Annotated in this window: 24 protein-coding genes; 9 read left to right on the top strand and 15 right to left on the bottom strand. The window is 67.6% G+C overall.

The genetic code is table 11. The features are described from left to right. Positions 1–90: 90 nt before the first annotated feature. The 4 genes from ACU4E7_RS15600 to ACU4E7_RS15585 all read right to left on the bottom strand — a co-directional run bounded on the left by ACU4E7_RS15600 (position 91) and on the right by ACU4E7_RS15585 (position 3,422). Entirely contained in the window at positions 91–561 is a 471-nt protein-coding gene (locus ACU4E7_RS15600; RefSeq protein ID WP_447021645.1) for a GNAT family N-acetyltransferase, read from the bottom strand. Further along, complete coding sequence (locus tag ACU4E7_RS15595) at positions 558–2,099, bottom strand: ArnT family glycosyltransferase (protein ID WP_447019377.1); 1,542 nt, start codon at positions 2,097–2,099, stop codon at positions 558–560. The genes ACU4E7_RS15600 and ACU4E7_RS15595 overlap by 4 nt, the downstream gene beginning before the upstream one ends. Before the next feature lie 145 nt (positions 2,100–2,244). After that, entirely contained in the window at positions 2,245–2,577 is a 333-nt protein-coding gene (locus tag ACU4E7_RS15590; RefSeq protein ID WP_447019376.1) for an acylphosphatase, read from the bottom strand. Further along, positions 2,574–3,422 carry a cell envelope integrity EipB family protein gene (locus ACU4E7_RS15585; RefSeq protein WP_447019375.1) on the bottom strand — a complete coding sequence of 283 codons (849 nt, stop codon included), beginning with the start codon at positions 3,420–3,422 and terminating at the stop codon, positions 2,574–2,576. The genes ACU4E7_RS15590 and ACU4E7_RS15585 overlap by 4 nt, the downstream gene beginning before the upstream one ends. Before the next feature lie 124 nt (positions 3,423–3,546). Here ACU4E7_RS15585 and ACU4E7_RS15580 point away from each other — a divergent pair, with 124 nt between their 5' ends. From ACU4E7_RS15580 to ACU4E7_RS15565, 4 genes are all read left to right on the top strand, one after another. After that, positions 3,547–4,011 carry a RidA family protein gene (locus ACU4E7_RS15580; protein ID WP_447019374.1) on the top strand — a complete coding sequence of 155 codons (465 nt, stop codon included), beginning with the start codon at positions 3,547–3,549 and terminating at the stop codon, positions 4,009–4,011. Between the two features lie 9 nt (positions 4,012–4,020). Next, the gene (locus ACU4E7_RS15575) at positions 4,021–4,764 is read left to right on the top strand and encodes a glycerophosphodiester phosphodiesterase family protein (RefSeq protein WP_447019373.1); all 744 of its coding nucleotides are present in this window, start codon (positions 4,021–4,023) and stop codon (positions 4,762–4,764) included. Positions 4,765–4,822: 58 nt separating this feature from the next. Further along, positions 4,823–5,998: a GNAT family N-acetyltransferase gene (locus ACU4E7_RS15570; RefSeq protein ID WP_447019372.1), complete on the top strand. Its 1,176-nt coding sequence runs from the start codon at positions 4,823–4,825 to the stop codon at positions 5,996–5,998. A gap of 130 nt (positions 5,999–6,128) precedes the next feature. Further along, a complete protein-coding gene (locus ACU4E7_RS15565) occupies positions 6,129–6,920 on the top strand; it encodes a proteasome-type protease (RefSeq protein ID WP_238122036.1) in 792 nt (263 codons plus the stop codon). A gap of 75 nt (positions 6,921–6,995) precedes the next feature. On the opposite strand, the gene ACU4E7_RS15560 is transcribed toward ACU4E7_RS15565, so the two are convergent. The 6 genes from ACU4E7_RS15560 to ssb all read right to left on the bottom strand — a co-directional run bounded on the left by ACU4E7_RS15560 (position 6,996) and on the right by ssb (position 13,342). Further along, on the bottom strand, positions 6,996–7,451 hold the full coding sequence (locus tag ACU4E7_RS15560) for a peptidylprolyl isomerase (protein WP_238121914.1): 456 nt from the start codon (positions 7,449–7,451) through the stop codon (positions 6,996–6,998). 240 nt (positions 7,452–7,691) lie between these two features. Next, positions 7,692–8,255: a peptidylprolyl isomerase gene (locus ACU4E7_RS15555; protein ID WP_238121913.1), complete on the bottom strand. Its 564-nt coding sequence runs from the start codon at positions 8,253–8,255 to the stop codon at positions 7,692–7,694. Positions 8,256–8,329: 74 nt separating this feature from the next. After that, positions 8,330–8,830, bottom strand: coding sequence for a pantetheine-phosphate adenylyltransferase (gene coaD, locus ACU4E7_RS15550; protein ID WP_238121912.1), 501 nt, complete (start codon positions 8,828–8,830; stop codon positions 8,330–8,332). A gap of 168 nt (positions 8,831–8,998) precedes the next feature. Continuing rightward, positions 8,999–9,610 carry a LysE family translocator gene (locus tag ACU4E7_RS15545; protein WP_238121911.1) on the bottom strand — a complete coding sequence of 204 codons (612 nt, stop codon included), beginning with the start codon at positions 9,608–9,610 and terminating at the stop codon, positions 8,999–9,001. Further along, positions 9,607–12,369 (bottom strand): DNA gyrase subunit A, encoded by a 2,763-nt coding sequence (gene gyrA / locus ACU4E7_RS15540; RefSeq protein ID WP_238121910.1) that lies wholly within the window; start codon positions 12,367–12,369, stop codon positions 9,607–9,609. Before gyrA ends, ACU4E7_RS15545 begins: the two co-directional genes overlap by 4 nt. A gap of 421 nt (positions 12,370–12,790) precedes the next feature. Next, positions 12,791–13,342: a single-stranded DNA-binding protein gene (gene ssb / locus ACU4E7_RS15535; RefSeq protein WP_238121909.1), complete on the bottom strand. Its 552-nt coding sequence runs from the start codon at positions 13,340–13,342 to the stop codon at positions 12,791–12,793. Positions 13,343–13,636: 294 nt separating this feature from the next. Between ssb and ACU4E7_RS15530 the strand changes: the two genes are divergently transcribed. The 5 genes from ACU4E7_RS15530 to ACU4E7_RS15510 all read left to right on the top strand — a co-directional run bounded on the left by ACU4E7_RS15530 (position 13,637) and on the right by ACU4E7_RS15510 (position 20,957). Beyond that, positions 13,637–13,795, top strand: coding sequence for a hypothetical protein (locus ACU4E7_RS15530; protein WP_447019371.1), 159 nt, complete (start codon positions 13,637–13,639; stop codon positions 13,793–13,795). 40 nt (positions 13,796–13,835) lie between these two features. Continuing rightward, a complete protein-coding gene (gene uvrA, locus ACU4E7_RS15525) occupies positions 13,836–16,955 on the top strand; it encodes an excinuclease ABC subunit UvrA (protein ID WP_447019370.1) in 3,120 nt (1,039 codons plus the stop codon). A 1,020-nt stretch (positions 16,956–17,975) separates the two neighbouring features. Next, positions 17,976–18,140: a DUF1127 domain-containing protein gene (locus ACU4E7_RS15520; RefSeq protein WP_447019369.1), complete on the top strand. Its 165-nt coding sequence runs from the start codon at positions 17,976–17,978 to the stop codon at positions 18,138–18,140. Between the two features lie 273 nt (positions 18,141–18,413). Beyond that, entirely contained in the window at positions 18,414–19,844 is a 1,431-nt protein-coding gene (gene trmFO / locus ACU4E7_RS15515; RefSeq protein ID WP_447019368.1) for a methylenetetrahydrofolate--tRNA-(uracil(54)-C(5))-methyltransferase (FADH(2)-oxidizing) TrmFO, read from the top strand. A 9-nt stretch (positions 19,845–19,853) separates the two neighbouring features. Next, a complete protein-coding gene (locus ACU4E7_RS15510; RefSeq protein ID WP_447019367.1) occupies positions 19,854–20,957 on the top strand; it encodes a serine/threonine protein kinase in 1,104 nt (367 codons plus the stop codon). An 89-nt stretch (positions 20,958–21,046) separates the two neighbouring features. On the opposite strand, the gene ACU4E7_RS15505 is transcribed toward ACU4E7_RS15510, so the two are convergent. The 5 genes from ACU4E7_RS15505 to yajC all read right to left on the bottom strand — a co-directional run bounded on the left by ACU4E7_RS15505 (position 21,047) and on the right by yajC (position 25,505). After that, positions 21,047–21,961, bottom strand: coding sequence for a phytoene/squalene synthase family protein (locus tag ACU4E7_RS15505; RefSeq protein WP_447019366.1), 915 nt, complete (start codon positions 21,959–21,961; stop codon positions 21,047–21,049). A gap of 72 nt (positions 21,962–22,033) precedes the next feature. Next, positions 22,034–22,414, bottom strand: a complete 381-nt coding sequence (locus ACU4E7_RS15500; protein ID WP_447019365.1) for an Mth938-like domain-containing protein — start codon at positions 22,412–22,414, stop codon at positions 22,034–22,036. Between the two features lie 4 nt (positions 22,415–22,418). Next, positions 22,419–23,516, bottom strand: a complete 1,098-nt coding sequence (gene secF / locus ACU4E7_RS15495) for a protein translocase subunit SecF (protein WP_447019364.1) — start codon at positions 23,514–23,516, stop codon at positions 22,419–22,421. A gap of 13 nt (positions 23,517–23,529) precedes the next feature. Then, positions 23,530–25,137, bottom strand: a complete 1,608-nt coding sequence (gene secD, locus ACU4E7_RS15490) for a protein translocase subunit SecD (RefSeq protein ID WP_447019363.1) — start codon at positions 25,135–25,137, stop codon at positions 23,530–23,532. 20 nt (positions 25,138–25,157) lie between these two features. Beyond that, entirely contained in the window at positions 25,158–25,505 is a 348-nt protein-coding gene (gene yajC / locus ACU4E7_RS15485; protein WP_238121901.1) for a preprotein translocase subunit YajC, read from the bottom strand. Positions 25,506–25,663: the final 158 nt, after the last annotated feature.

The raw sequence follows: 25,663 nt of genomic DNA, 5'->3' as shown, positions 1-25,663 counted from the left end.
CCGCGTGGCTAGACGTAGCCACCCCGGCGCCGCTCGGCAAGAGCGGCCCGGTTGGGGCCGCCAGCGGCTGCACCCTGCCCCAAGGCGCGCTCACAGGGTGATTTTGAAGCCGAAGTGCGAGCGCGAGAAGCCCAGCTTCTCATAGAAACGATGCGCATCGACCCGCCGCATGTTCGAGGTGAGCGCCAGCGTGGCCGCGCCCGCCGCCGATGCTTCGGCCATGGCGCACTGCACCATGCGCGCCCCGAGCCCGCCGCTCCGCCGATCGGGCGCGATCTGCACCGCCTCCAGAATGGCGCGCAGGGCGCCGCGACCGGGCAGCGCGCGGGCGAGCACCAGCTGGAAGGTGCCCACCACCTGCCCATCGAGCTCCGCCACATAAAGACGGGTGGCGGGATTGGCGCAGATGGCACGGAACGCCGCCAGATAGTCTCCCGCCACGTCCGGCGCGGTGGTGTCCCCATGGCCGCCCAGATCGTCGGCGGCGAACATCGCCACCAACGCCGGCAGGTCGCGCTCACCCGCCAGGCGCACGCTCAGCCGATCGGCATCGCGCGTCAGCGGCACAGCGGATCGTCCGGCGACAGAGGCGTGAACTGCCAGTCGCTCCAGCGGTGCGGCGACATCAGGGGCGACCACCATTTGACCGCCATGGAGACGGTGTTGTGGTCCTCGGGCGGCAACAGCAGCTTCGGCAGGCCGTTGACGATGCCGGTAATGCGCGCGCAGCCGGTGGCGGGCCGCGGCGGCGGGCGGTATTGCGGCTCCTTCACGATCACCACACGGGCGCCGGGAATCGCCGCGCGGAGCCGGCCGGCAGAGGTGCGGTCATCGGCCACCAGGGTCGGCGACGGCCCCAGGGTGCGGCTGACCGCGGCCTGGATCTTGTAGAGCGGCTCGGCCGCCACGCAGCGCCCGCACAGGCGGGGATCGGGCCACAGGGGAATGGCCACGCGCACCGCGATCACGCCCACGCTGATGGCGAGCAGAATGCCGAGATAGGCGGGCACCCGCCCCCGCCAGCCGCCGATGCGCTCCAGCTCGGCGAACACGTAGACCGGCAGCATCAACAGGAAGACGTGGAAATAGCGATCACGCAGATTGGACGAGCTGGCCGCCAGGATGCCGATCAAGGTCACCACGAGACCGATGACGATGAGGTTGCGCAATACCCGGCGGGCGGCGTCCCGCTCGGCATCGGCATCGACCCGCGCGCCCTCGCCGCGATTGAACGGCAGGAACACCAGGCCCGCCACCGCAATGAACGGCAGGGCATAGCCCACCAGCGCCACCACATAGCTCTGCACCACGTCATCCCAGCCGGCGGGAATACGGCCGATGGTCTGGGCGGTGGCCGCCACCACGTCCTGGTCGAGCATGCGCAACGCCAGCGCATAGACCGCCAGCGGCGCGGCGGCCACCAGCAGCGTCAGCACGATGCGCCGATCGAACAGCGCGCGGCGATAGCTGGGTTCCAGCAGGCAGGCGACGATGAGCACGCCGAGAAACGCCACGAATCCGAACTTGCCGAGGATCCCCACCGCCACCCATGCCCCGAGCCCCGCATAGAGCCGCGCGCTGGGCTGCCGGACGATGGCGATCAGCGTCAGCATGGCGCCGGCGATGGCCACGATCATGACGTTGGAATGGGTGAGGATGCGGTGGCTGTGATAGCCCACCACCCACAAAGCGGAGAGGGAATACACGGCCAGCGCCTGCAGGCGTGGATCGACGATGACGCGACGCGCCACCCGGTAGACCAGCATGGCGCACGCGAACAGCAGCACATAGCGCAGGATCGCGAATGATAGCGGACCGGTGCCCACGAGCTGCTGCAGACCGTACAGCAGCCAGTCGAAGAACGGCGGATTGCGCGGAACGTAGCTCAGCTGCAGCGACTGGACGAGATAGCTCTCGACCGCGTCGTCCACATTGATGGCCGCCTCGAAGAAGATGGCGACCAGCGCATGCAGCAGCATCCAGAGGCCGACGATGACCGTGACCCCGCGCGGACGGGCCCAGAACGGCAGGGGGGCCGTCTCACACGCGCCACCAACGTGGGGCGACGAGCTGACGGGACGTGCTTGAAGCTCATTCACGGGGACAGCGCACTCCGCGGACGTCGAAGACCGCTTCTATAGCCACCATTCATGCACGACGCTACCGCGCAACCGGCGGTGTCGCAGCGGCACGCGCTCCGCTCGCGCGCCACGGATGTGAGCGCTCCAGCCGGGCCTGCAGGAGTCAGAGGGTCGCGAGAATCGCGAAGCCGGCATCAGCGGCGGGCACCGCGTCGCTCACCTCCTGCAGCGCCAGGTGATCCACCCGAGCGCCATGCGGGCCACGGCGGCAGGCCTCCACCATCTGCGCCACCTGCCGCGCCTCGCCGGCGAGCAGCGCCTCCACGGTGCCGCTGGCCCGGTTCCGCACCCAGCCGCTGAGCCCGCGGCGGCGCGCCTCGTCGGCGCACCAGGCGCGGTAGCCCACGCCCTGCACCCGCCCCCGGACGGTGACCCGCACGATGGTCCTGTCGCCGGTCCTGTCGCCCTGCCCTTCCCGCGCCCCCGGCGGGTTCACGGAGTGGCCTTGGCGGGCGCGCAGGCGGCATCCGCCGGCAGCGCCTCGAACGCCGCCATGCTGCCCACCAGGGCGAAGCGCCCGTAATCGATGCGCAGGTCACCCACCACGCCATTGTCGAACAGGGAGAAGCTCATCACATAGGCCGGGCCGTCGGAGACCGCCCCCGGCTCGTAATAGCTCACCGCCACCGGATAGGAGACGTGCCCGGCCAACGCCGCCTGCGCGGCCGGCACCAGGCGACCGTCGCCGCTGCGCGCCGCGCCGATCACCGCAAGGGTCTCGTAGACCTTGGCCGGATCGGTGGCGCCGTCATAGACCTTGGCGGCCACGGTGCGCTCCCCCGCGGCGGCCGCCGCCAGCACCCGCCGTACATGCTCCGTGGGCATCAGAATATGCCCGTCGAGGATGACCTCGCGGTCCTGCGGCTTGGTGACGGTGACGCTGAGCCGATCCGGGGCCGGCCGCCCCACGCGGGCTTCCACCTCCTGGGTCTCGTCATCCCCCTCGGTGGTGCTGACGAAGCGATAGGCGTCGCCATCCCCCGCCTCCCATGCCTTCGACATCACCGACTGGCGGCTGGTGCCGCCCTCGCCGCCCGAGCTCTCGCTGGTCTGGCGGGTGATGGTGGTGTAGCCGGCACAGGCGTTTCCGGTGATCTCGTAATCAATGCGCCCGCGCATGTCTTCCAGCTGCCCGGTGGGCTTGGACCCGTCGAGGGTGAGGGCATAGGCCGCCCGGTGCGCCAGCAGCGCCATGGCCGCCGCCGGCCCCGTGGCGCCAAGGCTCACACCGAGCATGGCGAGGGCACAGGAAACCGCCATCCCGCGCATATGCCGCCTCATGTCCGCTCTCCCGTCTGCGCCCCGCGGGGCGGCGAAATCAAAACCAGCGCGTGCTTGCACCATGCGCGCCTATGGGCGAAGAGGAGGGCCCAATTGCGCACACCGTGTGGCAGGAGTCTCCCCCATGACATCGTCCGTTGAAAAGAAGCTCGCCGAACTCGGCATCACCCTGCCCACCCCCACGCCGCCGCTCGCCAATTATGTGCCGGTGGTGCAGACCGGCAACCTGCTGTTCATCTCCGGCCAGCTCTCCATCGACACCGCCGGCAAGCTGTTCGCCGGCAAGCTCGGCGGCGACGTCGACATCGCCACTGGCCAGGCCGCGGCCAAGGCCAGCGCCATCAATCTGCTGGCGCAGACCAAGGCCACCATCGGCGACCTCGACAAGGTGGTGCGCATCGTCAAGCTGGTGGCGTTCGTGAACTCCACGCCGGATTTCGTGGACCAGCCCAAGGTGGTCAACGGCTGCTCCGACTTCCTGGTGGAAGTGCTCGGCGACAAGGGCCGGCATGCCCGCTCGGCGGTGGGCATCGCCGCTCTGCCGATGAACGCGGCGGTGGAAGTCGAAGCCGTCATCGAAGTGGCCTGAGCCCGCGCGATGAGCGACCTTGGCTGGCTCACCCGGCGACCGGTCGCTCATCGGGGCCTGCACGATTCGGCCGCCGGCATCATCGAGAACACCGCCTCGGCGGTGGACGCGGCGGTGGCGGCGGACTTCGCCATCGAGGTGGATCTGCAATTGTCCGCCGATGGCATCCCCATGGTGTTCCATGACGACACCCTGGATCGCCTCACCACCGCGGTGGGGCCGGTGGCGGAGCGGACCGCCACGGCGCTCGCCGCCGTTCCCTTCAAGGCCACCGCCGACCGCATGATGCCCCTGGAGGCGCTGCTGGCCCGCGTGGACGGCCGGGTGCCCCTCGTCATCGAGCTGAAGAGCGGGGCGGTGCCCGCCTTCGATCTCGCCGCCACGGTGGCGGCCCGCATCGCCGCTTATCGGGGGCAGGCCGCGCTCATGTCGTTCGATCCGCGCCTGCTGCCGGTCATCCGGCGCACCGCGCCCCGGGTGCCGCGGGGCATCGTCGCCGAGCAGGACTTCGCCGCCGATGAATGGCCCGGCCTCAGCTGGTGGCAGCGAGCGATGCTCGGCCACTTGCTGCACTGGCCAGCCTCCCATTTCCAGTTCGTGGCCTATCGGGTGGCCGATCTCGACGCCTATGCCCCGCGCCTCGCCCGCACCTTTGGCCTGCCGGTGCTCACCTGGACCGTGCGCACCCCCGCCGATCGCGCCCGCGCCGCGCGCTCTGCGGACCAGATGATCTTCGAGGGCTTCCGCCCCTGACCGGGTGCGACGGTCCGTCGCGCTGGTGGCGGTTCGTTGCGGCGCACACCTTTGCAGGATGCCCGACGCACGCATCCGCATCCTCTCCGCTTTGTCCGAGATCCCCGCGGCCCAGTGGGACGCCTGCGCGGCGGGCGGCGCGGCGCGGCCGGAACCGTTCGTGAGCCACGCCTTCCTCTCCGCCCTGGAGGAGACCGGATGCGCCAGCGCGCGCACCGGCTGGCACCCCCAGCATCTGGTTCTGGACGGCGCCGACGGCACGCCGGCGGCCGTGGCTCCGACCTATCTGAAAAGCCATTCCCGCGGTGAATACGTATTCGACCAGGGCTGGGCGGATGCCTTCCAACGGGCCGGCGGCGCCTATTATCCCAAGGTCCAGGTGGCGGTGCCCTTCACGCCGGTGACCGGGCAGCGGCTGCTGGTGCGCGACACCACCGATGCCCACGCCCGCCCGGCGCTGGCGGCGGGCCTGAAGGAGCTGGTACGGCTGCGCGGCGCCTCCTCGGCGCACGTCACCTTTCCGGTGGCGGAGGAATGGCAGCAGCTCACCGCCCTCGGCTTCCTGCCCCGCACCGATCGCCAGTTCCATTGGACCAACGCCGGCTACGGCAGCTACGACGATTTTCTCTCCGTGCTGGCCTCGCGCAAGCGCAAGGCGCTCAAGAAGGAGCGGCGCGAGGCACTGGGCGACGGGCTCAGCATCGAATGGCTCACCGGCCCCGACCTGACCGAAGAGGCGTGGGACGCGTTCTTCACCTTCTATACGGACACCGGCGACCGCAAATGGGGCTCGCCCTATCTCAACCGCGCCTTCTTCTCGGTGCTCGGCGCGCGGCTCGCCGACCAGATCCTGCTGATCATGGTCCGGCGCAACGGACGCTATGTGGCGGGCGCGCTCAATTTCATCGGCGCGCAGACGCTCTATGGCCGTTACTGGGGCTGCATCGAGCAGCACCCCTTCCTGCATTTCGAGGTCTGCTACCACCAGGCCATCGACTTCGCCATCGCCCGCGGCCTGAAGGTGGTGGAGGCCGGCGCCCAGGGCGAGCACAAGCTGGCGCGCGGCTATCTGCCCGTCACCACCTATTCCGCCCATTACATCGTCCACCCGGGCCTGCGCGAGGCGGTGGCCCAGTATCTGGAGCGCGAGCGCGCCTATGTGGAAGAGGACGCCGCCATTCTCACCGATCTCGGCCCGTTCCGACGCGCCAGCACGCAGGATGAACAGGATTGAGCAGGCGCGCGCGCCGCGTCATGGCAGCGGCGCCACAGCCTGATGCCGAATGCGTTTTCCCCACGCGCCCACGTTGCGGGACCTCAAGGCCCATCGCTATAGTCCCGGCTCCCGCAACGAGGGGGTGGACATGACGTATTGTTGTGGAGTGCTGGTGCGCGACGGTCTGGTGCTGATTGCCGACACACGCACCAATGCAGGGCTCGACAACATCTCCACCTTCCGCAAGCTGCAGATCTTCGAGGAGCCGGGCCGCCACGTCATCGGCATCGCCTCCGCCGGCAACCTGTCGGTGACCCAGTCCGTCCTCAGCCTGCTCAACGAGGGGGTCGAGGACGAGGAGACCGGCGAGCGGCACCAGCTGCGGGAAACGCGCAGCATGTTCCAGGCTGCCCAGCTGGTGGGCCGCGCCATCCGCCAGGTGCACCACATGAACGGCGTGGTGATGGAGCAGTCGAGCGCCATCAATTTCGAGGTGTCCTTCCTGCTGGGTGGGCAGATCGTCGGCGGCCCCATGCGCCTGTTCATGATCTATTCGGCGGGCAACTTCATCGAGTGCACCCAGGACACGCCCTTCCTGCAGATCGGCGAGCACAAATACGGCAAGCCGGTGCTGGATCGCGCCGTGAGCTACGAGATGGAGATCTCGGACGCCCTGAAAAGCAGCCTGATCTCCATGGATTCCACCATGCGCTCCAATCTCGGCGTCGGCCTGCCCATCGACGTGCTGGTGGTGTGCCCGGACAAGCTCCAGGCCGAGCTGAAATACCGGATCGAGCCCGGCGAGCCCTATTTCCATGATCTGCGCGAACGCTGGTCGGCCGCCCTGCGGGCCGCCCACAGCTCCATTCCGCGCCCGCCTTACATCAAGTGCGCACAGGGCTACGCCACCCCGAAATCCGCCGAGCCGGAAGAGGCGTGAAGCGCCGCGCCTCCCCCGCCAGCAAAAAGGGCGCCCGCGGGCGCCCTTTTCTCGTCATGGCTCAACCGTATGGCCTCAGGCCTTGGGCTCCAGCTTGGCGGAGATGATCTTGTCGGGATCCTTCACCGGCTCGCCACGCTTGATGGCGTCCACATTCTCCATCCCCGAGGTCACCTCACCCCAAACGGTGTACTGGCCGTCGAGGAAGCGGGCATCGGCAAAGCAGATGAAGAACTGGCTGTCGCCGGAATCCGGATTCTGCGCACGGGCCATGGAGACCGTGCCGCGCTTGTGCGGCAGGGCGTTGAACTCGGCCTTCAGCTTCTTGCCGGAGCCGCCCATGCCGGTGCCGGTGGGATCGCCGGTCTGCGCCATGAAGCCGTCGATCACGCGGTGGAACGGCACGCCGTTGTAGAAGCCGTCCGACACCAGCTCCTTGATGCGGGCCACATGACCCGGCGCCGCATCGGGGCGGAAGGCGATGGTCACCGGCCCCTTGGTGGTCTCGAGGACCAGAACCTCTTCACTCATGGCAAATTCCTTTCGATGCCTCCAGGTCCGCGCCGGGCGCGCACCCTGGCGCGCCCGTTCCGGGCGCCCATCCGAAGGCCGGCAGCGATAACCGCTCCGCCGGCGAGGTCAAGACCCGGGGTTCTTCGGCATGAAGGCCCCGGCGGTCGTTCCTGGTGCGTGCCATCAGCAACGCGCCACAGGCGTCAAGCGACGTCACTTGAAGCGATGTCACTTGAAGCGATGTCACTTGAAGCGACGTCACTTGGCGTCAGCGGCCACCTGCATCTTCACAATGCGATCGGGATTGGACACGCTGCCGTTGTTGGCGGCAGAGCCCTTCTTGATCTTGTCGATATATTCCATGCCCGACACCACTTCGCCAACCACGGTATACTGACCATTCAGGCTCGGGGTCTCGTCGAGCATGATGAAGAACTGCGAATTGGCACTGTTGGGATTGGACGCGCGGGCCATGCCGACCACGCCGCGCTTGAACGGCACGTTGGAAAACTCCGCCGGCAGGTTCGGATACTTGGAACCGCCGGTGCCGTTACCATACTGGCCATCACCGGTCTGCGCCATGAAGCCATCGATCACACGGTGGAACGGCACATTGTTGTAATAGCCCTCGCGGCTCAGGGTCTTCAGGCGCTCGGCATGCTTGGGCGCGAGATCCGGACGCAGGGCGATCACCACCCGGCCATAGGGGGTGTCGAGATAAAGCGTGTTCTGCGGATCGGGCTTCGACTGCGCCGCCGCCGGCAGGGCGAAGGCGAGCGCGATGAGGAGGCCGGCTGCGATTCGGCCAAAGACGCGCATCATGAAGATCTCCTCGGAAAGGCCCCCTCGGGGCACGAAAGGCACGGCGCGCCTGCGACGCCGCCGCACGACGGAACTCAGCGAGAGAACTTGGTCTTGAGCCGTGCCAGCACCGCCGCCGGCACGAAGGCGGAGACATCTCCGCCCATGGCAGCGATCTGCCGGACGAGCGTGGCGGTGATGGGGCGGACCGAGGGCGAGGCCGGCAGGAACACCGTCTGCAGTGCCGGCGCCATGGCCGCGTTCATGCCGGCCATCTGCATCTCATAATCCAGGTCGGTGCCATCGCGCAGGCCACGAATGAGCAGGCTTGCCCCCACCTCGGCGGCGGTGTTGACGATCAGCCCGTCGAAGGTCACAGCCTCGATGGTGGCGCGTTCCGCCGCGGCCACCGGCCCGCACACCTCCAGCAGCATGGCGAGGCGTTCTTCGGCCGCGAACAGGGGGGCCTTGCCGGGATGGATACCCACCGCCAGAACAAGCCGGTCCACCAGCCGGCAGGCCGCCCGCACCACGTCCAGGTGACCATTGGTGAGGGGATCGAATGAACCGCCGTAGATGGCCGTCCGCGTTTCCATCAGTGCCTCCCCGCCTCGCGCGGTGTTGCCCGCCGCATGGATGCCGCCCCACACACCGCCCGGATCTGCGCGGCGGTCGCGACGCGATGTACTGGAGCCGCTTTGCTGGATGCTCTAGCCGCCCCTGCCCGCAGGCGCAACCGGCCCCACCCGGAGGCACGCCGCGGCCTAGCGCCGGCCGGCCGCCAGCAGCACGGCGGCCCCACCCACCAGAATGCCGGCGGATACCCGATCGGCGATCCGCGTGAAGCGCCCGGCCAGGGCCGCCCGGGCGCGATCCGCCGCCAGCGCCCACAGCACATCGCCAATCAGCGCGATGGCCGCGAAGATCACCGCCAGCAGCGCGATCTGCGGCACCGGATGAGCGGCATTGGTAACGAATTGCGGCAGGAACGCCGCGTGGAACAGCAGGGTCTTCGGATTGGCAAACGCCACCGCGAGCCCCCGCCCCAACGCCGCATGGGCGGATGGCGCGGAACTCGCCGGCGGTGCCCCGGCGCTGCGCCACTGGCGCACCGCGAGCCACACCAGATAGGCGGCGCCGCAATAGCGCACCAGATCGAAATGGTGGGAGAAGGCCTCCACCAGATAGGCAAGGCCCGCCGCCACCACGGCCAGCTGAGCAATGAGCCCCACATTGACCCCGGTGGCGGTGAGAATGCCCGCCCGGCGGCCATGTTTCAGGCTGGTGCCGACGATGAGAGCCACGTTCGGACCCGGCGTCATCGCCAGGGCGATGCAGGCGAGCACGAACAGCGCGAGGCTCTCCAGGGAGATCATGCCTCCGGCGCCCCCGCCTCATCGTCGCCATCGGCACTCCCCTCGACGGCGCCGTCGTCACCGGCGGTGTCCTCGCTGATGTGCTCCACCGACATGACACGTTCGCCTTCGGCGGTATCAAAGACGATGACGCCCTGGCTGGCCCGGCCGACGATGCGGATCCCGTCCACCGGGCAGCGGATGAGCTGCCCGCCATCGGTCACCAGCATGATCTGGTCCTGGTCCTCCACCGGGAAGGAGGCCACCAGCCGGCCGTTGCGCTCGTTCACCGCCATGGCGACGATGCCCTTGCCGCCGCGGCCGGTCACCCGATACTCGTAGGACGAGGTGCGCTTGCCGTAGCCATTCTCGGAGACGGTGAGGATGAACTGCTCCAGCGCCCCCATCTCCGCATAGCGCTCCTGGCCCAGCTGGCCATTGCCGCTGGCGCCCTCCTCGGCGTCCACCTCACCGGCATCGGTGGCTTCACCCCCGAGCGCGCGCCGCATCTTGATGTAGGCGAGACGCTCCTCGGCGGGGGCATCCACATGGCGGATGATGGCCATGGAGATGATATGGTCCCCCTCCTCCAGGCGGATGCCACGCACGCCGACACTGTCGCGGCCCTTGAACACCCGCACCTCGGTGACCGGAAAGCGAATGCACGCCCCCGCCGCCGTGGTGAGCAGCACGTCGTCGTCTTCCGTGCACAGGCCCACGTCGGCGATCGCCTCGCCTTCGGCGAGCTTCATGGCGATCTTGCCGTTGCGGTTCACCTGCTGGAAATCCGTGAGCGCGTTGCGCCGCACCGTGCCGCCGGTGGTGGCGAACATGATTTGCAGGCGCCCGTTCTCCCCCTCGTCCTCCGGCAGCAGCACCACCGACGTGATCCGCTCATCGGAGTCCAGCGGCAGGATATTGACCAGTGCCTTGCCACGCCCCTGCGGGGCCGCGGCGGGCAGGCGCCACACCTTCAGCTTGTAGACCTGCCCCTTGGAGGAGAAGAACAGCACCGGCGCATGGGTGGAGGCCACGAACAGGCGGGTGACGAAATCTTCGTCGCGCGTCTGCATGCCGGAGCGGCCCTTGCCGCCGCGCCGCTGCGCCCGATAGGTGGAGAGCGGCACGCGCTTGATGTAGCCGGCGTGGGAAACGGTAACCACCATCTCCTCGCGCTGGATCAGATCCTCGTCATCGAGATCGCCGAAATTCTCGATGATCTCGGTGCGGCGCGGGTTGTCGAACTCCGCCTTGATGGCGAGCAGCTCGTCGCGAATGATGCCGCGCATACGCGGCCGGCTGGCGAGGATGTCCAGATAGTCGGCGATCTCGGCCGCCAGCTTGTCCAACTCGTCGGCGATCTCGTCGCGGCCCAGCGCCGTGAGCCGTTGCAGGCGCAGATCGAGGATGGCGCGGGCCTGCTCCAATGATAGCCGATAGGTGCCGTCCGCATTGAGCTTGTGGCGGGGATCGGCGATCAGCGCGATCAGGGGTGCCATGTCCTTGGCCGGCCAGTCGCGACCCATGAGCGAGTCACGGGCGCTCGACGGGTCCGGCGCGGTACGGATGAGGCGGATGACCTCGTCGATATTGGCGACCGCGATGGCGAGGCCCACCAACACATGGGCGCGATCGCGCGCCTTGCGCAGCAGGAACTTGGTGCGGCGGCTGACCACTTCCTCGCGGAAGGCCACGAACGCCGTCAGAATGTCGTGCAGCGCCAGCACCCCGGGCTTGCCACCCGACAGCGCCACCATGTTCACGCCGAACGACGTCTGCAGCAGGGTCTGGCGGTAGAGGTTGTTGAGCACCACGTCCGCCTGGGCGTCGCGCTTGACCTCGATCACCACCCGCAGGCCGTCGCGATCGCTCTCGTCGCGGATCTCGGAGATGCCTTCGATGCGCTTATCGCGCACCAGTTCGGCGATCTTCTCGATCATGGTCGCCTTGTTCACCTGATAGGGAATCTCGGTGACGATGAGCGCTTCGCGATCCTTGCGCAGGCTCTCGATGGCCACCTTGGCACGCATCAGGATTGAGCCACGCCCGGTGAGATAGGCCTGGCGGATGCCGCTGCGACCCAGAATGAGCGCACCGGTGGGGAAATCGGGGCCCGGCAGGATATCCAGCAGCGCCTCCGGCGTCAGCGCCGGATCGTCGATCAGGGCGATCGTCGCGTCGATCACCTCGCCCAGATTATGGGGCGGGATGTTGGTGGCCATGCCGACAGCGATGCCGCCGGCACCATTGACCAACAGATTCGGGAACTTGGCCGGCAGAACGCTCGGCTCGTGCTCGCTGCTGTCGTAGTTTTCCTGAAAGTCGACGGTCTCCTTGTCGAGATCGTCGAGCAGCGCATTGGTGACTTTTTCGAGCCGCACCTCGGTGTAGCGCATGGCGGCCGGAGCATCGCCGTCCACCGAACCGAAATTGCCCTGGCCATCCACCAGCGGCACCCGCATGGCGAAGTCCTGGGCCATGCGCACCAACGCGTCATAGACCGACTGATCACCGTGGGGGTGGTATTTACCGATGACATCGCCCACCACGCGCGCCGACTTGCGGTAGGACTTATTCCACTCGTAGCCGTTCTCCGACATGGAAAACAGGATGCGGCGATGCACCGGCTTCAGGCCGTCGCGCACGTCCGGCAACGCGCGAGCGACAATGACGCTCATCGCATAGTCAAGATAGGAGCGCGACAGCTCCTCGGTGATGGAAACTGGCGTGATGTCCGAGGGCGGCTCGCCTCCGGACTTCGGCGTCTCGGGCTCGGCCAAAAGTCAACACCTTCATGGCGATTGGAGTTGTTGACTTGTAGCCGATTCACCCTCCGGACGCCAGCGAAACCCCAGCGCAAGGATTATTTTTTAACGTTGTATTTCAATATGTTATGAGGATCAGCCCGACCCTCGCGCAGACATCTTGTCCGTTTTGCGTCACAGGCCCTCGTCCGCGCATCCAATCGCGACCCGCGCAAGGCGCTCACGGCACCCCTCAGACCACCACAAGCACCTGCCGCGCCAGTCGCTGCACCCGCGACCTCACCACTCGGAGCCCCGGCGCACCACCCTCGAAGGCACCCGCAGCCACCGTCGTTGCCCGTCAGCAGACGCACCCGCCGACCCGCGACACACTCGTCCGGCGGACACGAATGTCCGCCGTCACTCAAACACCCGACACGAAGCGCCGGAGCCGTTCTCAGAAGGGGATTTCGTCGTCGAGATCATTGGAAGGACGCCCACCGCCGGACGAGCCCGCCGCGCCACCGCCGGACGGACCCGAACGCCGGCCACCACCCCCGCCGTAGCCGCCGCCACCGAACCCGCCACTGCCCCCACCCATGGGGCTCTGCGCGCCGAAATCGGAGCCGCCGCTGTAGTCCTCGGAGCTCTCGCCGCCGGAGCGGCCATCGAGCAGGGTAAGCTCACCGCGGAACGGCCGCAGCACCACCTCGGTGGTGTAGACGTCCCGCCCATCCTTCTCATATTTGCGGGTCTCGAGCTGCCCCTCGATATAGACCTTGGAGCCCTTCTTCAGGAACCGCTCGGCCACATTGACCAGATTCTCGCTGTAGATGGTCACCGCATGCCATTCGGTGCGATCCTTGCGCTCGCCGGTGGCCTTGTCGCGCCAGCTCTCGGAGGTGGCGATGCGCAGGTTGCAGACACGCCCACCGCTTTGGAACGTGCGCACTTCCGGATCACGGCCGAGATTGCCGATCAGGATCACCTTGTTGACGCTGCCGGCCATCGCCCGCCTCCTTCTCCATGCGCCCACCGGAGCGGCGCCCATTCGCCGCGCACCCTAGCCGGCCCGACGCCACATGCGAGCGCCCCGCCGCGTTGTCCACTGCAAAGAGGCACTCCACAGCTGCCGGACACCACCAAGCCCCGCCAAATGTTCTACATCCGTTCTATCTCCTCCCCATGACCGCGACAAGCGTGTTTTTCCCGGCGTGCCCGAATTTTTGACTCGCACGGCACCAAAGTTCTTATTATGTTCTCTACCGCATCGCACGCACGTCGCTACATTTGGAGCATGACCATGAGCGACCACGCAGCTTGGCTGTTTGCTGCCATCGTCACGCCGGGCGATGGGGTGAGCGGCGGCAGGAATGCCGGTGGTTCTGTTCGTCTTTTCGCTGTTCTCGTCACCGCTGCAGGCGCGTGCCCGGCACGCGCGGCGGCCTTCCCCCTGCCCTGATCATCTCGCGCTGGCTCCTGGCCGCGCGTGGCTGGAATTCATGTCGGATCGCGCCTCCTCCTCGCGGACCTTGCCCGCGCTCGCAACGCCCACCCCCGATGCACCGCGGCGGGACGCCCGGACCCTCTCCATTCGCGGCGCCCGCGAACACAATCTGAAGAATGTGGATCTCGAGGTGCCGCGGGACGCACTGGTGGTGTTCACCGGCCTGTCGGGCTCCGGCAAGAGCTCGCTCGCCTTCGACACCATCTATGCAGAGGGCCAGCGCCGCTACGTGGAGAGCCTCTCGGCCTATGCACGCCAGTTCCTGGAGATGATGCAGAAGCCGGACGTGGACCAGATCGACGGCCTCTCGCCCGCCATCTCCATCGAGCAGAAGACCACCTCCAAGAACCCGCGCTCCACCGTGGGCACGGTGACCGAGATCTACGATTACATGCGCCTGTTGTGGGCGCGCACCGGCGTGCCCTACTCGCCGGCCACGGGCCTGCCCATCGAGAGCCAGACCGTCTCGCAGATGGTGGACCGCACCCTCGCCCTGCCCGAGGGTGCGCGGCTGTTCATCCTCGCCCCAGTGGTGCGCGGGCGAAAGGGCGAGTATCGCAAGGAACTCGCCGAGTGGATGAAGAAGGGCTTTCAGCGGGTAAAGGTCGACGGCACCTTCTACGAGATCGCCGACGCCCCCGCCCTCGACAAGAAATTCAAGCACGACATCGACGTGGTGGTGGACCGCATCGTCGTGCGGCCCGATCTCGCCCAGCGCCTGGCCGACAGCTTCGAGACCGCCTTGGGCCTGGCCGACGGCATCGCCATTGCTGAGTTCGCCGACGAGAAGGACGAGACCGGCGCGCCGCGCCGCATCCTGTTCTCGGAGAAATTCGCCTGCCCGGTCTCCGGCTTCACCATTCCCGAGATCGAGCCGCGGCTGTTCTCCTTCAACAATCCCGTGGGCGCCTGCCCGGCGTGTGACGGCCTGGGCGTCGAGCAGACCATCGACCCCGACCTGGTGGTGCCGGACAAGATGCGCTCCTTGAAGCAGGGCGCCATCGCCCCCTGGGCCAAGTCCACCTCGCCCTATTATGGCCAGACCCTCGATGCGCTAGCCAAGCACTATCACTTCGCCCTCTCGGTGCCGTGGTGCGACCTGCCTGAAAAGGCGCAGCAGGTGCTGCTCTATGGTTCGGAGGGCGAAAAGATCACCTTCGCCTACAATGACGGCATGCGCGCCTACGAGACCGAGAAGTCCTTTGAAGGGGTGGTGCGTAACCTCGACCGACGGTGGAAGGAGACCGACAGCGACTGGGCGCGGGAAGAGATCTCCAAATATTTCTCCACCGTGCCGTGCCAGGCCTGCGGCGGCTACCGCCTGAAGCCGGAGGCGCTGGCGGTGAAGGTGGCCGGCCGGCACATCGGCGAAGCCGCCGCATTGTCGGTGAAGGCGGCGGCGCAGTGGTTCGAGGCGCTGCCCGCCGAACTCACCGCCAAGCAGAATGAGATTGCCGGCCGTATCCTCAAGGAAATCCGCGAGCGCCTGCGGTTCCTGCTGGACGTGGGACTGGAATACCTCACCCTCGCCCGCTCCTCCGGCACCCTGTCCGGCGGCGAGAGCCAGCGCATCCGCCTCGCCTCGCAGATCGGCTCCGGCCTCACCGGCGTGCTCTACGTGCTGGACGAGCCTTCCATCGGCCTGCACCAGCGCGACAACACCCGCCTGCTGGAGACGCTGAAGCACCTGCGCGATCTCGGCAACACGGTGATCGTGGTGGAGCATGACGAGGATGCCATCCTCGCCGCCGATTACGTGGTGGACGTGGGCCCCGGCGCCGGCATCCACGGCGGGCGCATCGTCGCCCAGGGCACGCCGGCGGAAATTCTCGCCAACCCCGCTTCCCTCACTGGCAAATATCTCACCGGCGCGCTCTCGGTGGGCGTGCCGGCCCGGCGTGCACCCAACCCCAAGCGCATGCTGAAGCTGGTGGGCGCGCGCGGGAACAATCTGAAGAATGTCACCGCCGAGATCCCCCTCGGCCTGTTCACCGCCATCACCGGCGTGTCGGGTGGCGGCAAGTCGACCCTGCTGCTGGATACGCTCTACAAGGCGGTGGCGCGGCGCCTCAACGGCGCCACCGAGGCGCCCGCCCCCTATGACCGGCTGGAGGGGCTGGAGCACCTCGACAAGGTGATCGACATCGATCAGTCGCCCATCGGCCGCACCCCGCGGTCGAACCCGGCCACCTACACCGGTGCCTTCACCCCCATTCGCGAGTGGTTCGCCGGCCTGCCGGAGGCCAAGGCCCGCGGCTATGGCGCCGGGCGCTTCTCCTTCAACGTGAAGGGGGGACGCTGCGAGGCGTGCCAGGGCGACGGCGTCATCAAGATCGAGATGCACTTCCTGCCGGACGTGTATGTCACCTGCGACGTCTGCAAGGGCAAGCGCTACAATCGCGAGACCCTGGAAGTCACCTTCAAGAACAAGTCCATCGCCGATGTGCTCGACATGACGGTGGAGGAAGGCGCCCAGTTCTTCAAGGCCGTGCCCTCGGTGCGCGAGAAGCTGGAGACGCTGAAGCGGGTCGGCCTCGACTATATCAAGGTAGGTCAGCAGGCCACCACCCTCTCCGGCGGCGAGGCGCAGCGGGTGAAGCTCTCGAAGGAGTTGTCCAAGCGCGCCACCGGCCGCACCCTCTACATTCTCGACGAGCCCACCACCGGCCTGCACTTCCATGATGTGAAGAAGCTGCTGGAAGTGCTGCACGAATTGGTGGAGCAGGGCAATTCGGTGGTGGTCATCGAGCACAATCTCGATGTCATCAAGACCGCCGACTGGGTGATCGATCTCGGCCCCGAAGGGGGCGATGGCGGTGGCGAGATCGTCGCCACCGGCACCCCGGAAGAGGTGGCGCGGAACCCGCGCTCCCATACCGGCCATTATCTGGCCGAGGTGCTGGCACGCCGCCCCAATCCCGCCCCGGCCAGCGGACAGGGCACCAAGACGCGCGCCGCATCCAAGCCCGCGTCGCCCCTGGCCTCCCCGCTTGCTTCCGCTTCTGCCTCCACCCCTGCCGCCAGCGCGGGCCGGGTCCCGGATGGACCCAAGGACGCGCAAGCGGAGACGCCGCAGAAGAACCGCACCGCCAGGCGCCGCATCCGCGGCGCCTGATCAGTCCCAGCGACGGCGACCCGAAATCGCCTCGTCTGGAGACGCATCCCGTGACGGGATCTCGGCCCCGTCACGGGCATCGCCGGCCGGCTCGACTAACGAGATCTCCGCCAGGCCCGGCAACGGCCCAGCAATCGTCCCGCCAGCGCGGCACCGCTGGCGTCAACAGGCGTGGCGCCCGACGCAGCGGATGAAGGACAGGCGCGAGGAGCCGTCTCATCCGCGACGGTCAGCGAGGGATAGCCCCATCGCTGCGAAACGGTGAGCCTGGCCGGTCCGCGCCTGCGCCCTGCGTGCGTGGGTCCCCCTGTTGGAAGGCCGGCGCGGCTCGCAAGCTGCGGCGATGCTCCGCTTGTGCCGGTGCCGCGCACATTGTGCGATGGACAGCTCCGGGCCTCACCGGCACTCAAGACCGACGGAGTATCACACGGCACGCGCCCCATCCTAAAAGCGGTGAAGGCGGGCGCGTGACCATCCCGGTGCCGTAGCGGTTGAGATTGAAGGGGTTGCGGTTTTTAGAAGCCCGACCCTTCGCCACCCGGTCCGCTTCCTGACGTTCTCCCCATCTCCTTCGCATCCCCGAGGGCAGGCGTAGGGGCGGCATCCTAACCAACCCATAGCCGGGCTCCACCCACGGCCTGGCGATCGAAGCGAAGCGGCCATCCGCCGAGCGGATGGCCGCAAAGCAAGCAGAGACCTGCCCCCTGCAGCACCCACCCAGACAGCTGCGCCGCCCCTGCAGCCGCGAGCCTCTCAGCCATGCAGGGCGCTGGGCACAGCGTGCCTCATATCCGCCCATTATCCCGAAGCGATATGACTAAATTTTAGGCCTGCATCGCCACAAACATCTGAAAATGAATGATTCATGAAGAGCGCCACTTTGCCCATTCTGTATGCGGATTACGCATTGCTGCGATGCGATACCCCCTATTGGCGGCGCAGCGGGAAAGCATATGTTGCAGCTCACGAACAGGGAGGCGCCGCAAGGTCAGCCTCTCGGACATCCGAAGGAGAAGACAGATGTTCCTTTTGGGCCTTCTGGGTCGCCAGCTTCGTCGCTGGCAGGTTTATAATCGCACCGTTTCCGAGCTCTCCGAGCTGGACGATCGCAGCCTTGCGGACATCAATGTGCGTCGCAGCGAGATCCGCAACGTCGCCCGCGAAGCTTCTCTGCACGTGGCGTGAGCCACAGTGCGGTCTGTGGCGTGAGCCACCTGAGAGATCGGCGAAGGAGGGGCGCAGCGCCCCTTGCGAAAAATGGCCCTGTCGGGGCCATTTTTATTTTCAGCTGCGGGTCGCAGCTCCTTTAGCTGGCGCCCTTGCGGCGGCATCGCACTTGAAGCGGCCTTCCCGCCTGTGGCACACAGCCCATCCTGCCACATGCGGCCGATGCGCACTGCGCGCGCCGCGGCGTCGGCCATCGCCCGGCCGCGCGTGGCACCAGGAGGAGAGATGCCGATGGACCCCACCCCCACGCTCCGCGCCTCCGGCGCGCCGGTTCATGTGGTGGGCGCCGGCCTCGCCGGCTCGGAAGCCGCATGGCAGCTGGCCCAGCGCGGTGTTCCCGTCATCCTGCACGAGATGCGCCCCTCGCGCTCCACCGAGGCCCACCAGACCGACGGCTGCGCCGAGCTCGTGTGCTCGAACTCCTTCCGCTCCGATGATGCCAATGGCAACGCGGTCGGCGTGCTGCACGCGGAACTGCGCCGCGCCGGCTCGCTCATCCTTGCCTCCGCCGATGCCCACCAGGTGCCGGCCGGCGGGGCGCTGGCGGTGGATCGGGAAGGCTTTTCCCGCGCCGTCACCGCGGCCCTGGAGGGCCACCCGCTGATTACGCTGGTGCGCGAGGAGCTCACCGCGCTGCCGCCGGCGGACTGGGATCAGGTGATCCTGGCCACCGGCCCTCTCACCTCGCCAGCGCTGGCGGCGGCGGTGCTGGAGAAGACCGGCGAAAGCGCCCTCGCCTTCTTCGATGCCATCGCCCCCATCATCCATTTCGATTCGATCGACATGGAGAAGGCCTGGTTCCAGTCGCGCTACGACAAGGAGGGGCCGGGCGGCACCGGCGCCGATTACATCAACTGCCCGCTGAGCGAAGAGCAATACAACGCCTTTGTGGATGCCCTCATCGCCGGCGAAAAGGTACCGCTGCGCGAGTTCGAGCAGAAGACGCCTTATTTCGACGGCTGCCTGCCCATCGAGGTAATGGCGGAGCGCGGCCGGGAGACCCTGCGCTTCGGCCCCATGAAGCCGGTGGGACTCACCAATCCGCACACCCCGGGCGTGAAGCCCTATGCCGTGGTGCAGCTGCGGCAGGACAACAAGCTCGGCACCCTCTACAACATGGTGGGCTTCCAGACGAAGCTGCGCCATGCGGAGCAGGTACGCGTCTTCCGCACCATTCCCGGCCTTGAGGGGGCGGAATTCGCCCGGCTCGGCGGCCTGCATCGCAACACCTATCTCAACTCCCCGCGCCTGCTGGATTCCACCCTGCGGCTGAAGGCCGATCCCCGGCTGCGCTTCGCCGGGCAGATCACCGGTTGCGAAGGTTATGTGGAAAGTGCCGCCGTGGGCCTTCTGGCGGGCCGCTTTGCCGCGGCGGAGCGGGCCGGCACGCCCCTCGTGCCGCCGCCGGGCACCACGGCGCTGGGCGCGCTGCTCGGACATATCACCGGTGGACATATCGAGGCCGAGGGCGAAGGCCCGCGCTCGTTCCAGCCCATGAACATCAATTTCGGCCTGTTCCCGCCCCTCACCGAGGCCCCCAAGGGAGAAGGCGGCAAGCGCCTGCGCGGAGCCGAAAAGACTGCCGCAAAAAAGCGCGCCCTGGCGGCGCGGGCCCTGGCCGATGTGGCGGCGTGGCTCGACTCCACGGCCCCAGCGGCTTAAGAGGCGCAGATGGCTCGCACCGTCAGCATCGTTCCGCCCATCGAATATCGCGCCGATCCGGCTCGCTTCACCGTGGATACGGTGCTGAAGCGCGACGTGTTCTCCACTGTCGAGCGCGGCACCTGGGCCGACCGTGAGGGCCGCGCATGGCCCGCCGTGCGCCGGCGCTGGAACGAGGTCTCGCCTTGGCTCGCGCCGCTCGCGCGCCAGCTCGCCACCCATGAGGTGAAGGCGCTGGAGAAGGTGACCGATACCGGCGTTACCACGCCGCTGCTCGCCGTCGGCCACCGCTTTCTGGTGCGCGGCTGGGTGGAAGGGGTGCCGCTGCAGATCGCGCGGCCCAGCGGCGACAGCCATTTCTTCCACTCGGCCCGGCAGGCGCTGCACATTCTCCATCGCGCCGGCTATGTGCACAATGACCTCGCCAAGCAGCAGAACTGGCTGCGCGGGGCCGATGGCGAAGCCTGGCTGATGGATTTCCAGCTGGCGCTGCCCATCTCCCGCCGGTGGAAGCTCGGCCGGGTGCTCGCCTATGAGGACCTGCGCCACCTGCTCAAGCACAAGCGCACCTATTGTCCCGATGAGCTGACGCCCCGCGAGAAGGCCATGCTGGCCAAGAAGAGCGTGCCCACGCGCATCTGGATGGCCACCGGCAAGAAGGTCTATCGCTTCGTCACCCGTCGCCTGCTGTCCTATTCGGATACGGAGGGGCGCGGCCCCCGGGTCACGCAGGTGGGCCCGCTCATCATCGCCGCGCTGAAGACCCACCCGGCGGTGGCCGACGCCCATATGTCCGATTTCCAGACCCTCGGCGGCAAGGTGGGGCTTTACGCCTTCGTCGAGCCCCGCGCGGCGGTGACGGTGGACGATCTCCGTGCGCACCTCGCCCAGACCCTGCCGGACCGCCCCCATCTCGACCACCTGCAGCTGGTGCCGGCTCTGCCGCGCGCTGCGGATGGAACGGTGCGCGATGATCTGCTGCTGTTGATCGCCCGCAACCAGATCGAGATGCTGGATGCCCTCGCCGGTTCCGATGCCCTGCGGGCGCAGGTGGCCGACATCGCCCGGGCGCGGCTCAATCTCACCGATCGCATCACCCGCTCCGCCGCCTGAGGACAGCACCGGCCGGCGCCCTAACCGTCCGCATTCAGACGCGGCCCCTGACCGCGCGCCGAGAGCGTGCTTGCCGAGAAGGTGCTTGCCTAGAGGGTGCTTGCCTGGAGCCAGCTGCGTCCGGTCGCGGCCCGCCGTCCGGCGCGCCACACCCCGAGCGCCCGACGCCAGCCGGCCAGCCCGGCCACCTCGCGGAACGGATCGCGGATTTTCGCCAGGGCCCTTAGGTCGCCGGTCACCAGGGACAAGGTCAGATAGGGCGGCGCCATTGCGATCCGCTCGGCGGGCGCCAAGCCATGCAGGACCGCGGCCGCCTCTCTGAAATGGTCGGCGGCGATGTCGCGCAGATCGCCCAGAGCCGCCTGCAGCTGCGGCGTCACCACACCGCTCACCGCCCCCTCCCGATCGAGCCCATGGCGGGCCAGAAGATCAAGGGGCAGATAGCACTGCCCACGCCCCGCATGGATGGGAAACGCCCGCATCAACCCCGTGAGCGCAATGGCGACGCCGCCATGGCCCGAGGCATCCGTTGCGCACGCCGCCTCCGCCCCGCCCAGCACCAGGGCCGAGAGCTGCAGCAGCGCCCCCGCCGTCTCCCCCGCATAGCCTTCCAGATCGCCAAGGGTGGGCATGGGATCGTCGTAGAGATCGAAGATGCGGGCATCCACCAGATTGATCAGGCTCTGCGCCGGCAGCGCAAAGCGCGCTTTCGTATCCATCAGGGCCAGGGCCACGGGATGGGCCTCCACAGCGCCACGGCCCTCGCCCTCGATCACCTCGCGCCACCAGGCCAGGCGCACCTCGCCGGGCAGCGGCTCCCGCACCACCTCGCGGACACGGGCGACATCGTAATTGAAGGCGTAGAGCGCCATCAGGTGCTGGCGCAGCGCGGCAGGTGCGAACAGCGCCGCGAGAAAGCGATCGCGATCCTGGCGGCGCACCAGATCCGTGCAATGGGCGTAGGCCGCATCAAGCAGGGCGGTGGAGCTGGGGGAGGCTGACATTTGCGATGGATACGCCGGAAATGGCACTGCCGCCAGCTGCGGCGGCGCGGAGGGACGGACCGGCGCGCGGTCTCAGAAGCTGATCAGCGCCGCGCCCACCGGCCGGCCTTCGCCCAGCAGCACATTGTAGGTGGAGGCAGCCGAGCCGGTCGGCATCAGCTCGAACCGCAGGCCCGCATCACGCAGAAGCTGCTGCAGCGGCGCCTTGAGATGGGCCGGATCCTGCCCGGTGCCGATCAGCAGCAGCTCAAAGCGGCCCGCCTCCGCGATGATGGGGGCGAAGGCCGCCGCATCGAGATCCGCCATGCGCAGTGGCGCCCAGGGGCGAATGCCGGACGGCAGCGCCAGAAGCGAGCCGCCATGGGACATACCGGCGAAGTGAAAGAACTTCGCCGCATAGCCATCGATGGGCACCTGCCGTGGCAGGAACGGAACGTCCGGCCTCGACACCATGAGGTCAGCCCTTCCGCTTGCCGCCTCGTCCGCCCTTGGGCGCGGACTTGCGGCCGCTCTTGGAGGAGGCGCCGGCCGGGGCGCTCACGGGAGCCGGGGCAGAGCGCCCCTCAACCACTTCTTCCGCCTCGATGAACTCGGCGGCCTCGGCCACGTTCAGCACATCCTCCGGCCCTTCCGCCACCGGCTCCGCCTTGGGCTCCACCACACGCGCGCGCAGGCCCAGGTGGATGAGGATGGGCGCCGCCACGAAAATGGTCGAATAGGTACCAATGACCACGCCCACCGTCATGGCCAGCGAGAAGCCGCGCAGCACCTCGCCACCGAAGAAGTAGAGGGCCAGCGTGGCAAAGAAGGTGGTGGTGGAAACGATGATGGTTCGCGAGAAGGTGGCGTTCACCGCCACATCCAGCAGCTCCGGCAGCGGCATTTTCTTGTAGCGCCGCAGCATCTCCCGGATACGGTCATACACCACCACCGTATCATTGAGCGAATAGCCCATGATGGTCAGGATGGCGGCGATGGACGTCAGGTCGAAGTCGATGCCGAACAGGGAATAGATCATCAAGGTGACGAAGATGTCGTGCATCGTCGTCACAATGGCGCCCACTGCGAACTGCCACTCGAAGCGGAACCACAGATAGGCGAGCACCGCGACGGCACCCAGCACCATGGCCAAAATGGACTGGCGCACCAGTTCGCCGGATACGCTCGGCCCCACCGATTCCACGCGGCGGATGGCGTATTCCGAGCCCAGCGCCCCGCGCACCTGAGCGACGATGGCCTGCTGGGCCTCATCGGTGGTGCCGACCTCGCCAAGGCGGATCAGCACATCGCGCGGTGAGCCGAACTCCTGGATCTGCACGTCGCCGACATCGAGATCGGTGAGATGCTCGCGCAGGGAGGCGAGATCCGCCGCCTGCTGGCTGGATTGCGCCTCGATCAGCGTGCCGCCCCGGAAATCGATGCCGAGGTTGAAGCCGACGGTGGCGAACAGCAGCACCGCCACCAGCGACATGATCGCCGAGAACGGGAAGCTGTAACGGCGCAGCTTCATGAACCCGATATGGGTGTGCGCCGGAATGTAATCGATCAAAGGCATGAGCGGCGCACCTTCAGATGGGCAGCTTGGCCGGACGCTGCCACTTCACCCACCAGGCAATCATCAGGCGGGTGAGGGTGTAGGCCGTGAACATGGTGGTCAGAAGGCCGAGGATGTAGGTGACGGCAAAGCCGCGCACCGGTCCCGAGCCTCCCATGAGGAAGAGGATGAGCGCCGTCGCAAGCGACGTGACGTTGGCATCCACGATGGTGCCGAGCGCATTCACGAAGCCCTTGTCGATGGCCGAGATGGCCGCCCGACCCTCGCGGGCCTCGTCGCGGATGCGCTCGAAGATCACCACGTTGGAGTCCACCGCCATGCCGATGGTGAGCACCACGCCGGCGATGCCCGGCAGGGTCAGCGTCGCACCCAGAACCGACTGCAGGGCGAACATGAAGGTGACATGAACCGCCAGGGCGATGAGGGCGAACAGCCCGAACAGGCCATAGACGGCGATCATGAACACCGCCACCAGGCCGGTGGCCACATAGCCCGCCACCTTCCCTGCCTCAATGGAATCGGCGCCGAGGCTCGGGCCCACGGTGCGCTCTTCCACCACCTTCAGGGGCGCCGGCAGTGCGCCGGCCCGCAGGAGGATGGCAAGGTCGTTGGCCTGCTGCACGGTGAACGCACCGGAGATCTGCCCCGAGCCGCCGAGGATGGGCTCGCGGATCACCGGCGCCGAGATCACCTGATTGTCGAGCACGATGGCGAACGGCCGGCCCACCGCATCCTGGGTGGTGGCGGCGAACCGTCGGGCGCCATTGGAATTGAAGCGGAAGCTGACGATGGGCTCACGCGAGTTCTGATCGAAGCCCGGCTGGGCATCCACCAGATCCTCGCCAGAGACGCGAACCTGCTTCTCCACCAGATAGGGCTGGCCGTCCTGCCCCTGCAGCACTTCCGAATCGGGCGGCGGGCGCCCTTCCATCGCCTGCTGCGGCGACATGGACTGGTCCACCATGCGGAAGCTGAGCTTGGCGGTCTGGCCCAGCAGCGCCTTGAGACGCTGGGGATCCTGCAGGCCGGGGACCTGGACCAGGATACGGTCCACGCCCTGGCGCTGAATGTTGGGCTCCACCGTGCCCAACTGGTCGATACGGCGGCGGATGATCTCGATGGACTGATCCACCGCGGCACGCATGCGTGCGTTGAGCCCGGCCTCGGTCAGCTGCAGGGTGATGGCCCCTTCGCTGCCCGACGACACGGTGAGATCCATCTCGCCGGTGCCACCCCCGAACAGGGTATTGGTGACCGGCGCGGCGAGCTTGCGCAGCTCCGCCAGGGCCTTGTCCGTATCGGCTGCATCGCGCAGACGCAGCGTCACCGCCGTGTCGCGGATGGCGAGGTTGCTGTAGCCGATCTTCTGATCGCGCAGCACACGCCGTACTTCATCGCGCAGCTGCTCGGCGCGCTCCTTACGGAGCGCGGCCCCATCCACCTCGAGCAGGATGTGGGAACCGCCCTGCAGATCGAGGCCGAGGGTCACACGGCTCGATGCCAGCCACGCAGGCAGGTGCTGCAGCACGCTCTGCGGCAGCACATTGGGCAGCGCGAACAGAATGCCAAGGGCGACCGTGAACAGGATCGCCACTGTCTTAAGTCGGGAGAAATGCAGCATGTCGCGCGCAATCTATAGAATCAGGACGCCGCAGCCTCGTCCTTGGCAGGCTCGCCCTTGGAGCGGACGGTGGCGATCTGCGAGCGCATCTGGCGCACGCGCACGTTGTCAGCCACCTGCAGCTCGATCTCGTTCTCGTCCACCACGCGGGCCACCTTGCCCACGAGGCCGCCGGCGGTCACCACCACGTCGCCGCGACGCAGGGCGGTCACCATCTCCTGGTGGGCCTTCGCCCGCTTCTGCTGCGGCCGCAGGATGAGGAAGTACATCACCACGAAGATCAGCAGGAACGGGGCAAGCTGAATGAGCATGTCGGCCCCGCCGCCGGCAGCCGGAGCGCCCTGGGCGAAAGCAGGCGTGATGAACATTTGCGTCCTCGTTCGTCTGTTGAAGTGAGCTGTCGAGATTGCAGCAGCGGCCCGGAACGGCCGTTTCCGCAGCGATGCCGGAAAGGCGAAGCGGCCGGACTATACCCACCGGCCTGTCGAATGCAAACGCGACCTGACGGCAATGCCCGCGATCGGCC

Source organism: Xanthobacter sp. ZOL 2024, from assembly GCF_052932325.1.
This window is presented reverse-complemented; position numbering and strand designations above follow the sequence as displayed.